The sequence below is a fragment of the Paenactinomyces guangxiensis genome (assembly GCF_016055185.1).
Lineage (GTDB): Bacteria > Bacillota > Bacilli > Thermoactinomycetales > Thermoactinomycetaceae > Paenactinomyces > Paenactinomyces guangxiensis.
In genome coordinates, this window is the sequence record NZ_JAECVR010000029.1 from 1 (window position 1) to 12,778 (window position 12,778).

The 12,778-nt window shown below is 44.7% G+C and carries 12 protein-coding genes; all 12 read right to left on the minus strand.

The genetic code is table 11. The features are described 5' to 3' along the window. Positions 1 to 386: 386 nt before the first annotated feature. Positions 387 to 671, minus strand: a complete 285-nt coding sequence (locus I8U27_RS18520; protein ID WP_181751198.1) for a ferredoxin family protein — start codon at positions 669 to 671, stop codon at positions 387 to 389. Beyond that, positions 668 to 1,978, minus strand: coding sequence for an FAD-dependent oxidoreductase (locus I8U27_RS18525; RefSeq protein WP_181751199.1), 1,311 nt, complete (start codon positions 1,976 to 1,978; stop codon positions 668 to 670). Before I8U27_RS18525 ends, I8U27_RS18520 begins: the two co-directional genes overlap by 4 nt. Positions 1,979 to 2,036: 58 nt before the next feature. Further along, positions 2,037 to 3,104, minus strand: coding sequence for an electron transfer flavoprotein subunit alpha/FixB family protein (locus tag I8U27_RS18530; protein ID WP_232345654.1), 1,068 nt, complete (start codon positions 3,102 to 3,104; stop codon positions 2,037 to 2,039). 17 nt (positions 3,105 to 3,121) lie between these two features. After that, positions 3,122 to 3,955, minus strand: coding sequence for an electron transfer flavoprotein subunit beta/FixA family protein (locus I8U27_RS18535; RefSeq protein WP_181751200.1), 834 nt, complete (start codon positions 3,953 to 3,955; stop codon positions 3,122 to 3,124). 43 nt (positions 3,956 to 3,998) lie between these two features. Further along, a complete protein-coding gene (locus I8U27_RS18540; RefSeq protein ID WP_181751201.1) occupies positions 3,999 to 4,397 on the minus strand; it encodes a hypothetical protein in 399 nt (132 codons plus the stop codon). Between the two features lie 566 nt (positions 4,398 to 4,963). Then, a complete protein-coding gene (locus I8U27_RS18545; protein WP_181751202.1) occupies positions 4,964 to 5,890 on the minus strand; it encodes an NADP-dependent oxidoreductase in 927 nt (308 codons plus the stop codon). A 431-nt stretch (positions 5,891 to 6,321) separates the two neighbouring features. Then, entirely contained in the window at positions 6,322 to 7,647 is a 1,326-nt protein-coding gene (locus tag I8U27_RS18550) for a 6-phospho-beta-glucosidase (RefSeq protein ID WP_181751203.1), read from the minus strand. Positions 7,648 to 7,720: 73 nt separating this feature from the next. Further along, positions 7,721 to 9,085: a glycoside hydrolase family 1 protein gene (locus tag I8U27_RS18555; RefSeq protein WP_181751204.1), complete on the minus strand. Its 1,365-nt coding sequence runs from the start codon at positions 9,083 to 9,085 to the stop codon at positions 7,721 to 7,723. A gap of 8 nt (positions 9,086 to 9,093) precedes the next feature. Then, positions 9,094 to 9,417, minus strand: coding sequence for a PTS lactose/cellobiose transporter subunit IIA (locus I8U27_RS18560; RefSeq protein WP_181751205.1), 324 nt, complete (start codon positions 9,415 to 9,417; stop codon positions 9,094 to 9,096). A gap of 24 nt (positions 9,418 to 9,441) precedes the next feature. Next, a complete protein-coding gene (locus I8U27_RS18565) occupies positions 9,442 to 9,768 on the minus strand; it encodes a PTS sugar transporter subunit IIB (protein ID WP_181751206.1) in 327 nt (108 codons plus the stop codon). A 28-nt stretch (positions 9,769 to 9,796) separates the two neighbouring features. Further along, positions 9,797 to 11,242, minus strand: coding sequence for a glycoside hydrolase family 1 protein (locus I8U27_RS18570; protein ID WP_181751207.1), 1,446 nt, complete (start codon positions 11,240 to 11,242; stop codon positions 9,797 to 9,799). A gap of 27 nt (positions 11,243 to 11,269) precedes the next feature. Beyond that, positions 11,270 to 12,574 (minus strand): PTS sugar transporter subunit IIC, encoded by a 1,305-nt coding sequence (locus tag I8U27_RS18575; RefSeq protein WP_181751208.1) that lies wholly within the window; start codon positions 12,572 to 12,574, stop codon positions 11,270 to 11,272. Positions 12,575 to 12,778 lie beyond the last annotated feature (204 nt).

Here is a 12,778-nt window from a genome sequence, read left to right on the forward strand (position 1 = left end):
GTGGGATTCTGCTTGCGACCACCCAGTGAGGTACGATCGCTGAACGGTAAGCAGTACCAGTGGAACCCCTTTACGCAATTCCTCGGCCCGAGGATGTCCATTCAAAAGAAAATTTCACCAAAAATTTTCAGACTTGCAAGGGGATGAAACCCCCTTCGTCTGATGCTCGCTTTCATCCCAATGCTGAAGCAAAGGGTTTTCCCGCTCGCATTTTATAAAAAGAAATCCTCCCATCAGTAAAATGGTGAGGATTTCTTTTTATTCAGACTGTGCGGAGCGGGCCCGGATCAGTCAACTGCATGACCTCTCCGGCAAGCGGTTGAACCGTTTCAGGCCGTCTCTAATCGATGGCCCGTCAAAGTCCCGTATCCATCACCGGCTCACTCTTACCCCATTTTATACGTGATTCCATATCCTCCTTTGGGGTATACCCACCCAATGTTGTCCGACGGGCAGGCAATTCGGCACGTCCCGCATTCAATGCAGTTTTCAAAGGCAACAGTCGTAATTTTTTGTTTTTTATCCCACTCGTATACATCTGACGGGCAGAAGAAATTGCAGTCTTTGGTTGTGCATTTGATGCAGGTGTCGCGGTCTTTAATCGTTAAGTGGGAGACGTTATCGCACTTAAACCGGATTGTAAAAAGCTTATCGGAAATAGCTTCACTCATCCGTTCATCGACCTCCATCCCTTATAGCCTAATTTCATCAGATTAAGTGTTCCGCCGGCAGCCTCTTTAATCTTCCGCAGCGCCAGCTTTTGCTTGTCGGCTTTCGGTACCCCGTCCACCAGAAACATATTGTAAGCCGCGTCATTGACAGCCTGGGGCAGTTTTGTAAACAACAGCTCCGGATCTTCATCTTTTAGCAACTTATGCATACCCTTATATTTCTTCAAATCTTTCATGATGAAAGAATTTCTTACCTTTTCGTCGTAAAGCTGCAAAGTTTCAGCGGAATAATCGCCTCTGTTTTTTGCTTCTATAATCGCTTCCCCCGCCATGCGCCCTGAAGCCATGGCAAGGTTGGTTCCCTCACGGTGAACAAAGTTGACTAATTGTGCCGCATCTCCAACGATACACCAGCCGTCCCCTGACAGCGGGGGAACGGAATGATAGCCGCCCTCCGGGATCAGGTGTCCCGAGTATTCGATTCTTTCACCCCCTTCAATTAGCTTCCGAATCATCGGATGCTGTTTAATCGCATCAAGAATAGCGTAAGGCTTTATTTTTTTATCTCTGAGATGGTTGACCATGACGCCAACCCCGAGAGAAATCGTGTCTTTATTCGTATACAAAAAGCCCATCCCGGCCATGCCCAGAGAAGTTTGGCCCAAAAATTCAATGGTGACCCCTTCGTTGCGGTCCACATTAAAGCGGTCTTCAATCTTCTCTTTGGGCAGGGAAATCACTTCTTTCACTGCCAGTGATACTTCATCGGGACGCCATTCTCTGTGAATCCCGAGCGCTTTGCCTAGCAGTGAGTTGACACCATCTGCGATGACAACGACGTCTGCGTAAAGATCCCCGTCTTCGCGGTCCGTTTTTACGCCAACCACCCGGTTTCCTTCCCTGAGCAAATCTGTGGCAACCGTTTGATAGATCGGCAGTGCCCCGGCCTCCACCGCTTTGTCCGCAAACCATTGATCAAACTTTACCCTGAGTCCTGTAAAGCAGTTGTAAGGTTCCTTATATGCTTCATTTCGATGCCCGAAGGTAACCATAGACTCTTTTCCCATCACCCAAATCCGCTGTTCCACAATATTCCGCTCAATCGGAAATCTGCGTTCTTTCCAAAATTCCGGCACCAGCTCTTCAATCTGCTTCCGGTAAAGAACGCCCCCGAAAATATTTTTGGCCCCCGGAAATTCACCCCGTTCCAACAGTACCACGCTTAATCCGGCCCGGGCCATTGTCAGGGCGGCTGCCGTTCCTCCCGGACCCGCACCTACTACAACCGCATCAAATTTTTCATTCACTGTACATCGCTCCTTCTTAAGCCAAGATTCATCAACATCCCTGTTTATCTAAAAGGTGTCATGAATGAAATATCTCAGTCGGGTCCGCTTTTTTCGCTTTCCTTTGCCTGACCTGTGCAGTAATGGCCGGAACGATTTTAAATAAATCCCCGACAATGCCGTAATGGGCAAATTGGAAAATGGGAGCATCCGGATCCTTATTAATGGCTATAATAACCTCAGAATTGGACATCCCCACAGTATGCTGAACGGCACCGGATATGCCGATCGCAAAATAAAGCTTGGGCCTTACGGTGCATCCGGTCTGTCCCACCTGGTGTTCGTGCTTGATCCAACCGGCATCGACACAGGCCCGGCTGGCCCCTACTTCACCGCCCAGTGCGTCGGCCAGTTCCTTTAACATTTTGAAAGGCTCAGGCCCGCCCAATCCTCTTCCGCCGGCAACAATAATCTCAGCCTCTTCAAGATTGACACCACTTTTTTGTTCAATAAACTCGACAACCCGTGTTGCAATTTGTTCTTCGCCCATCGGATTGGGGATCCGCACAATTTCTCCCTTGCGGTCAGGATCACGCGGCAGGGCTTGAAACACGCCGGCCCTGGCCGTAGCCATCTGGGGGCGGTACTGTTTACATAAGATCGTAGCCATCATCTTCTCGGCAAAAGCGGGACGGCTCGCTAATAACAGGCGGGAAGGCGGAGGTTCCACATCCAATTCCGTCGTATCCGCAGTCAGGCCGGTCGGCAAATGTGTCGCAATCGCTCCTGCCAGATCCCTGCCTGTTGCCGTCGCACCAAATAAACAGATTTCCGGCTTGACATCCTCAATCAGTTTCAAGGTAATACGGCTGTAAGGGCGGGTACGATAGTCCTTTAGCTCGGGCCCTTCACATAAAAATACCCGGTCAGCTCCATAACAGATTGCCTCCCTGGCCAAATGTTCCACCTGGTCGCCAATCACCAGGGCCATAAGCGAAACATCCAATTTGGCGGCGAGCTTCTGTCCGGCTCCAAGCAATTGCCACGATACATTTTTGGCTGCTCCGTTCCGCTGTTCCACATAAACAAGAACTCCGCGATAATTAGACCAATCCGGCATCTGATCTTTCATTTGTTCTTTTGACATAGGTTCGCCTCCTTTGATCAGGTCCAGCCCAATTTCTCTGCCAGGTCACTTTCCCAGAGCTTTGCTGTCAACTGTTCGGCAATCTGTTCCGGGGTATCCCCGCTGATCATTTCCCCGTCAATCTTTCTCACCTCTGGCACCCAGGTTTTTGCCACGATTGTGGGTGATCCTTTCAGCCCGATTTTGCTGATCTCTATATCCGGGAAATCGGCGGTCGTCCAGGTGACCGGTTTGTATCTGGCTGCCCGGATCATTCCCGGGAGCGATGCTCTGCGTACCTTATTCAGCTCCTTAAGTGCCGTGATCAAAACCGGCATCGATGTTTCCACCACTTGAATCCCGTCCTCCAGATTTCTGTGAACGGTGACCTTACGCTCGTCGGGATTGACGCTGACCACTTTGCCCACATAAGTTAACTGCTCCAAGTCCAACCGGCAGGCAATACCGGGACCTACCTGGCCGGTATCTCCATCCAGCGTTTGTTTTCCGCAAAAAATCATGTCTACAGGTCCCCATTGCTCTTCAACCTTTTGTATGGTTTTCGCCAGCACGTAAGAAGTGGCAAGCGTATCTGCTCCGGCAAACTTTCGGTCTGTCACGAGAACGGCTTCATCAGCTCCCAGTGAGATACATTCCTTCAGGGATTTTTCGGCAGGGGGCGGCCCCATCGTCACCACTGTGATTCGGGCACCGTGTTCATCTTTGATGCGCAGGGCTTCCTCCAGGCCATGCAGATCATAAAAATTGACAATGCTGGGAACTCCCTGCCGAATCAATGTATTTGTATTTGGATCAATGCGAATCTCTCTGCTGTCAGGAACTTGTTTGATGCAGACAACAATATGCAACATGTGGCAACCTCCATTTAGAGAGTGAATAATTTCGGGATACCCGTCAGCTCAAATTTTCATAATTGAGGGAAACCCTGATTGGCGATACGTCTAACTTCCTGAGTTCCTGGTAAAATAAACGGGCGGTAAGCATGTCTTTTTGTGAATGCTCTTCCAAAATTCTTGACAGTTTCAAAGCAATATCAAAAGAATACAGGGAGTTGCTTTCATAGAACGGAGCAACCAGCCAAAACGGTTTGTTCCGGCAGACGGGATACACAGAAACTTTCCAGCCTTCAGCCGTGTCATCTTCATACCAGATCAAAGCAATCAGCCAGTGCGTAACAGCCTCATATACACCTCCTTCTCCATGATGTGATCTCCCCAGTATAGTCCGGTCTTTTTCGCCGACGGGGATGACGGACCTGTCATAAAAGTCCTTAAAAGGCGGGGCATCCTGCATTGATCTCCCTCCTGTTGAGTGATATGGTGATACCCATCAGATGTTCAATCAAGATGAAGGACCCGTTTAAACACTGGTCAATTGATAGCTCCATTTCAGAAAAATGGCAAATGTGATTCTGAATTTATCTTATTGTTCCATAACGCGATATAGTCAGAAAACAATGCAGTAACATATAATTGCAAATCATTTATTACATAAAACACTTTTGACATTACTTCCAGAGAATCTGCACAGATAAGGATTGTACAAGCAGTGATCCATTGGTTACGGACTGTGCTGCATCGGGGAGGAGTTTTTTAGAAGATCAACAAGTGAATCAAACCTTTATAATATATATTTTACACTAATTCATACGATCATTAATAGAATATTAGAAAATTATCGAACAAACCTCTAATTGATCATACCATAATTATACAGCGGGTGAAACTGCCGCAGAACCCATTGCAAAAACAACGCAATACAACAAGAACATACGGGTCAAAAAACAAGCTTACCACGCAAAGGCGAAGGACACTACGAAAGCCCGATGCCCCGTTAGGGATCGGGCTTTACTGAACGTTTTAGTTTACAATGATTCCGATTTTTCCGCGGACATGACCTGATTCACTTAATTCATGGGCTTTTTGAATTTCTTCCAGGGAGAAGTACCGGGTGACTACAGGCTTAATTGCACCAGCTTCAAGCAATTTCCTTATCTCCTCTAACTGTTGGCCGTTTGGCTGCACTTCAACATGCTTAATATCCACAGAGAACTCTTTTGCCAGTTGCGGGTCGGGTGTCCCTGCAATTGTGACAAGCGTTCCCCCCGTTTTTAATATTTTATAGCTCTTTTGCAGCGTCGCTCCTCCCACCGTATCAAAGACACAATCAAAGCCGGAGAACTTCGCGAAATCGTGTTCCCGATAATCAATAACTTCATCCGCACCCAACTGACGAACAAAATCTTCATTCTTCTGGCTTGTGGTGGTAACCACATGTGCTCCAAGATGTTTCGCCAGTTGAATGGCAAAGCTACCAACCCCACCGGCACCTGCATGGATCAATATTCGACTGTTCGGCTTAACATCCGCGTGATCGATAAGGCTTTGCCAGGCGGTCAGGCCAACTAAAGGGATGGAAGCCGCTTCTAAAAATGAAAGTCCCTCAGGCTTTGGCGCCAGATACTCTTCTTTAACAGCAATGAACTCTGCGTAAGTGCCGTTTTTGGTCAGATCGGGCATTCCATATACGGCGTCGCCAACTTTAAACTTTGAAACCTGACTACCCGCTTCCACCACAACCCCTGATAGATCCCACCCCGGGATCAAAGGCAAGTGAAAGTCACGGTGGCCTCTTAGCATTCCTTTTCTAGCCTTCCAATCGACGGGATTTACAGAAGAAGATTTTATTTTTACCAGCACTTCATCATTGCCTGCCTGAGGGACGGACGTTTGAGTTAAATGTAATTTCTCCCGGCCTCCGTATTCATATAGCAAAACTGCTTTCACTGGTATAACCCCTTTTTCGTTAATATTTCGATAACCGTATTATCCGGCAATGACAGCCCCCCTCTTAAAACGGGGAAAAACTCGCTCCTCCACATCACTTCCCATAATATTGAAAACATAAACACAGGAGTTATCCGCTAAAAAAGTGATTACTCTTACAAAAAGCTGTCTAAAAGCCCAGGGGTTCAGTCCTGGGATAAAAGGCAACGTTGCTGTCGAACTGGATCGGACAGAAAGACAGCCCGGAAGTTGGGAGTTATCCGAAGCAAAAATGGACTCAGGGCGTTTAACTGCCCAAGAATCCCAGTGCGAATTCTCCCGAGGGACAGTATGTTTAAAAGAAATAACAAAAGCCTGTGCTCCTAATGATCCAAGGATACAGGCTTTTGTTATTGTGTTATTCACTTGCCGTCTGCCAAAGGGATGCAGGATTATGATCCCTGGCCCCCGAAAAACTGCGGCAGGTAGTCTCGATGAGCTTCAAGCATTTCGTCTAAAATCGCTTTTGCCACTGTATCTGAAGGTACGAGCGGGTTAATGGTCATGGCCAGTAAAGCGGTATTGTAATCGCCGGTGACAGCCGCTTCTGCGGCAACCCGTTCAAAAGACTTGATCTGTTGGACCAGCCCTCTGACCGGGACAGGCAGATCTCCGATCGCAATTGGCTTTGGACCCTCTTTTGTAATGATGCAGTTTATTTCCACGGCAGAGTCATTGGGAATACTGGCAATCGCTCCGTTATTTACCGTATTTACGGTTTGGATATCTCTCTTATCGTTATAGATTGAATTTATAAGATCACAAGCAGCCTCACTATAGTAGGCGCCTCCACGCTTTTCCAGCTGAGGCGGTTTTATATCCAGATTGGGATCTTTATAAAGCTCAAACAATTCCTGTTCCAGTTTTAAGACCACTTCTGCTCTGGTGCCTGTTGTGTTTGCCGCTTCCATTTCTTCCTCCAGCATTTCACTGGTTTTATAGTAATAGCGGTGATAGGGACAAGGTATTAATTTTAACGCTTTAATAAATTCCGATTCCCATTCGATGTCGGCAATATTGTTCATCGTTTGCCCGGACCTGTTCACATACAAATCAAGAACCCTGTCCGTAATGTTGATCCCGTCCTGATAAACATTTAACCCGTAAACCATGTGATTCAGTCCGGCAAAATCAATATGAATGCGCTCGGCATCTGCTTCAAGCACTTCCGCAATCTTCATCTTGATCCCGATTGGCACATTACAAAGGCCGACAACCTTTTTAATATTGCTGTACCGTAAAACAGCCTCTGTTACCATACCCGCGGGATTGGTAAAGTTGATCAGCCATGCGTCGGGGCAAAGCTCTTCCATCTCTTTTGTTATATCAAGGATCACAGGTATGGTTCGGAGCCCTTTAAATAATCCGCCCGGACCATTTGTTTCCTGGCCGATCACATTGTATTTTAACGGAATTCTTTCATCCTTTGCTCTTGCCTGAAGAAGGCCCACACGAAATTGTGTCGTTACAAAGTCAGCATCTTTTAATGCTTGACGGCGGTCTAATGTTAAATGGATATCAATCGGAACTCCGGCCTTTTGCACCATTCTTTTGGCCAGATTGCCCACAATATTTAACTTCTCCTCCCCTTCCGGAATATCGACAAGCCATAGTTCGCGGACGGGCAGCTCATCATAACGCTTAATAAAGCCCTCAATTAACTCCGGGGTGTAGCTTGATCCACCGCCGATGGTGGCGATTTTGATACCTTTTTTCATATCTCTTTTACCCCCTGAAAAAAATTTTCCACAAAAACTGCTCTTTACCTTTTAACGAAGGAAGCGGGAACCTTTATAAGATTTCTCCGTTTGACTCAATTACCTTCTTGAACCAGTAAAAACTTTTCTTTCTATATCTCTTTAAATCTCTTAAATCGGTTTCTCCACGATTAACAAAGATCAATCCGTATCGTTTTTTCATTTCACCTTTGGAGCTTAAGATATCTGTTGAACCCCAGATCAGATACCCAATGACTTCTACTCCTTCTTCCATGGCGAGCTTCATTTGTTCAATATGCTGTCTTAAGTAATCGATGCGATAATCGTCTTCCACTGTATTGTTTTCGTTTAATTCTTCTCTCACGCCGATGCCATTCTCTGAAATAAAAATAGGCATTCGATAACGAGCATGCAGATCCTTTAAAGCGATTCTTAATCCGATCGGGTCAATCGACCAGCCCCATTCACTGGTTTCTAAGTATGGATTTGCGGTTACCCCTGCGTCTATAGCCTCTTCATTTGTCTCTTTTACAATTTTGCTTTGATAGTAGCTAAAGGTTAAATAATCTGATGTTGTTTCTTTTAATAACTCCATATCGCCTTCTTCAAAAACAGGCATAATCCCTTTTCTGTCTAATTGGCTTGTTACGTATGCCGGGTATTCACCGTGTGCAAACACATCCAAATAAAAGTCAACCAAAAGTTCTTTTGCTTTGATATTTGCCAGTACATCCGCCGGTTTGCATGTGGCAGGATACGTGGTTAAATAGGTAACCATCCCGCCCATTTTGCCATCCGGAATCAGTTCGTGAAGAGCTTTTGCCGCTCTGGCATGAGCGATAAATGTGTTGTGGCACACCTGATATTTAAACGCTGCTTCGTCCTCACCCTCAGGCAGTTTAGCCCCCCATAATTCCGGTCTCAACAATACTAAATTTTGTTCATTAAAGGTAATCCAATATTTCACTTTATCCCTGTAACGCTTAAACACTGTTCTGGCATATCTTTCAAACAAATCAACTACTTTCCTTGAGGCGAAACCATTGTATTTTTCAGCTAAAGCGAGCGGCAGGTCAAAATGGTAAAGAGTGATCACAGGTTGGATGCCGTTAGCCAGCAATTCGTCAAACAGATCATCGTAAAATTTTAATCCCTCTTCATTTGCCTCCCCTTCACCATCCGGAAAAATTCTCGACCATGAAATACTGGTACGGTAAGCATTGAAGCCCAACTCTTTAAACAGAGAGATATCCTCTTTATAACGATGATAGAAATCAACAGCAACTTTCCAATCTGAAAAACCTTCCGGAATTGGCCTGGCATCCACGATTGAGGGCCCCTTTCCCCCTTCATTCCAGGCTCCTTCCGTTTGAAAAGATGTTACAGCGCCTCCCCACAAAAACCCTTCCGGAATGACAGCCTCCTTTTTCCTGTCCATTGCTTTTATTACCTCTCTCTCATGAATTTGCACATTTGAATCATTTCAAGCGCGAGCAACTTTATCGTTTCAGTTGTCAGCATTTGATCCTCCGCGTGCATGAATAACAGAGAAAAGGGCAATGTTTCTCCATTCGCTTCCTTTTGTATTAATGAAAAGTGAACCTGGTGAATTTCATGATACGCTTTTTCACCAATTTTGATTAATTCCTCAGCTCTTTCAAAGTTTCCCTCTCTTGCTTCACGGATTGCTTCCAAATAGCTGCTTCGGGCATCCCCTGAGTAAGAGATTATCTGGAAAGCTGCTGTTTGCATTTGCTCCAACGTTTGCATGGTCTTCCGCCTCCAAGGCTTGTGTTATTTTAGCTTTGCCAGTTCCAGGGCATGATCTAAAATTTTTGCCCCGTTTGCTGTTCCGTATAGTTTTGTGTCAATCACATCTACCGGAATCCCGTACGGTGCTGCGGCCAGTTCTGCTTTCTTTTTCATAAAACGCACCTGTGGCCCGAGCAGGATCGCCAATACATCTTCCCCATTGCATTTTGCCAATTCTTCCTCAATCGTTCCTTCCGGAATGGCATAGATGTCATATTCCTCCCCGCGTGTCTGTGCTTCAGCTTTCATTTTTGACACCACGATGGAAGTTGACATACCCGCTGCACAGGCTAAAATAATTTTTTTCATTTATAATTCCTCCTGATCTGCAAAAATTTTATTTATAAAAATCATCATTCTTCACAAGCAACTCTCTATTCTTAATAATTTCTTTATACCAGTAAGCCGATTTCTTTAAGCGGCGGTTTCTGTTTTCCTCCAAATTAATCTCAACAAGCCCATATCTGTTTTTAAAAGCGTTCATCGGTGAAACATTATCCGAAAAAGCCCAAAGCATGTAACCTTTGCAATTAGCCCCTTCTTCGACAGCTCTGATCAGCCATTTTAAATGCTCACTTATAAACTCAATCCGATAATCATCTTGTATGATATTTTCTTCATTTTTAAACTGATATTCGTTTTCTACTCCCATTCCGTTTTCAGCAATAAACCACTCAATATTTCCGTACTCTTCTTTCATCCGCATCGCCATATCATACATGATCTGCGGGTAAATCTCCCATCCCCGGAACGGGTTCATTTTTCGGCCCGGAAGTTCAAACATCTCGTAATAATAGGACGGATGGAAAGGAGTCCTGTCATTCCATGCCGTTGACCGGGCTTTTACCCGATGGGGATAATAGAGATTCAACCCGACATAATCAACAGTATTTTCTTTAATTACTTGTAACTCATCTTCTGTGTATTCAAAGGCAATCTTATGCTTCTCCATGACTTCAAATAGTTCTTTCGGATATTCCCCTTTGATTGACGGATCTAAAAAAATTCGATTAAAAAACAGGTCATACATTCTGGCCGCTTCCTGATCATGTTTTGCTGTTGAACGGGCATAGGTTACTTCAGGATTTAAAATAACACCTATTTTCGAGCCGTTCTTTTCCCCGTAACCTTTTTCCTTAAACAGCTGAATTACTTTGGCAGTAGCCAACGCTTTGTTATAGTTCCATTGCATCCATTTCTTCGTATTTTGTTCAAACGGATAACGAATGGCATCCAAGTAGACCCGGGTTTGGACAACAATGGGTTCATTAAAAGTAAACCAATTTTTAACCCGGTCCCCATATCTGTCAAAAACCTTTTCCGCATATTTGACAAACAGGTCAACCACATGTTTGGAGCCCCATCCGCCATACTGTTCAAACAGAGCAGCGGGCAGTTCATAGTGTTCCAGGCAAATCATCGGCTCTACTCCGTTTTTGATCAGTTCATTGATCACATCGTCCATATAGCCTGCATATTCTTCATCTACGGTTGCCTTTTCATAATCCAACAGAAAACGTGACCAGTTAATGGATGTTCGATAATGGGTCAAACCGATTTCTTTCATCAATGTAATATCTTCTTTATATCTATTGTAAAAATCTGTTGCAATTGCAGGTCCAACCCCGTTATGCCAGACTTGCTTATTCTTCTTATACCAGAGGTCTATATAAGAATCCTGATGCGCTTTTTTTCCTGACCAGCCTTCTGTTTGCCACGCTGATGCAGCAGCTCCAATCATAAAACCGTCCGGTATTTTTATCGTTTTTTCCTCTTTATCCATCCTTCAATTCTCCCTTTAAAATCTGCGTCATTCAGCTGTTTGCTCTCTGTTCCTGTTAGAAAGGATGACAAACGGCAGGTAAATTAATGCGGATACTGCGATACAAATCATCTGGGTAATGACGGCCCCCATACTCCCGGCTGTCGATAACCATGCGTTGATGATCGGAGGTGTGGTCCAGGGAACCATAACAACTGCTTTTCCGGCAAAGCCTGTCACAGTGGCAAAATACCCAATTGTTCCCGTTACTAACGGAGTGATAATAAACGGAATCGCCATTAAAGGATTCAACATAACCGGAATGCCAAAAATAACAGGCTCATTGATATTAAACAGTCCGGGCCCAATAGACAGTTTTGCAATACTGCGCATTTCTTCCCGCCTGGAAGCAATAAATATGGCAATTAGGAGTCCAATGGTCACTCCCGACCCGCCGATACTCATATAAACATCCCAGAATGGCATCGTTATAATATTGGGTATTTCTTTACCTTCCTGAAACGCAGTCATATTGGCCGTAATCGAAGCTAACAATAACGGCTCTCTGATCGGCTTGACCATTTGGTTCCCATGTATTCCGATTATCCAGAAAGACTGGGCAACGAACATTAAAATCAAAATACCCGGCAGCCCTTGCATCACGTTTTCAAGCGGCTTTTGCACCAAATTGTAAACGGCTTCATAAAGATGCATGCCTGTCAATTGATGAAAAGCAAATCCAGCCGTTGCAATAATTGTAACGGTAATAATAGATGGAATGAGTGCCGAGAAGGATGTTGCCACATTAGAAGGAACACTCTCCGGCATTTTAATTTTCAGTTTATCAATCGATTCCAACTTTGAGTATATCTCTACAGAGACAATTGCAATAATCATTCCCAGGAATAAACTCTTCGGGTCTGTAAACTGTCTTGCCAACACATCCGTTACTAATTGCGGTGAATCGTTTACAAGTAATTCAACTGTTGTAGGAATCACAGATATAAAAGACATCATTGCCAGAATTCCGGGAAACAGCGATTTGTGGCCATTAATCCTTCCCAGTTCAATCCCGATCAGAAAAACCGCCCCAATAGTCAGAAAGTTCAGTGTTGCATATTGAATGGATTTCATGATGGGTTGATAATCTGCCAAAAATGAAAACATTTCAAAGTAAGCCAGTCCATTTTCCGGACTCATAATCATATTGGCCACTAATACGGCAAAAGCACCTGTAATAATTACCGGCATTAATACAACAAATGCCTTTTTAATGGCCATAATATATTTTTGATTTGTAATTTTATAAGCGACTGTTCCCAGTGTATCAGCAGCTTTCTCTTTAAAGCCCACTTCAAACCCCCTCCTGACAATCTGTGATCTGTTATATTTAACTTATTGTAAAAGCGCATACATTTACATCTAACCTTTTTCCATTTTATATAGGAAATTGTTATCCTAAGCGGGGGAAGAGGAACAGGCCCATCTCAGTACGGAAAAAGAGATTGAAGGAGAGGTGATTTGGCATTCAGGCTGGCTGAGGTAAGTTTGATGAAT

Bases quoted from the DNA above. Each gene is read 5' to 3' on its own strand.
- I8U27_RS18530 (WP_232345654.1), bottom strand. From the start codon at position 3,104: ATGTCAAAAGAACAAATGAAAGATCAGATGCCGGATTGGTCTAATTAT.
- I8U27_RS18540 (WP_181751201.1), bottom strand. From the start codon at position 4,397: ATGCAGGATGCCCCGCCTTTTAAGGACTTTTATGACAGGTCCGTCATC.
- I8U27_RS18535 (WP_181751200.1), bottom strand. From the start codon at position 3,955: ATGTTGCATATTGTTGTCTGCATCAAACAAGTTCCTGACAGCAGAGAG.
- I8U27_RS18570 (WP_181751207.1), bottom strand. From the start codon at position 11,242: ATGGATAAAGAGGAAAAAACGATAAAAATACCGGACGGTTTTATGATT.
- I8U27_RS18555 (WP_181751204.1), bottom strand. From the start codon at position 9,085: ATGGACAGGAAAAAGGAGGCTGTCATTCCGGAAGGGTTTTTGTGGGGA.
- I8U27_RS18565 (WP_181751206.1), bottom strand. From the start codon at position 9,768: ATGAAAAAAATTATTTTAGCCTGTGCAGCGGGTATGTCAACTTCCATC.
- I8U27_RS18520 (WP_181751198.1), bottom strand. From the start codon at position 671: ATGAGTGAAGCTATTTCCGATAAGCTTTTTACAATCCGGTTTAAGTGC.
- I8U27_RS18560 (WP_181751205.1), bottom strand. From the start codon at position 9,417: ATGCAAACGTTGGAGCAAATGCAAACAGCAGCTTTCCAGATAATCTCT.
- I8U27_RS18550 (WP_181751203.1), bottom strand. From the start codon at position 7,647: ATGAAAAAAGGTATCAAAATCGCCACCATCGGCGGTGGATCAAGCTAC.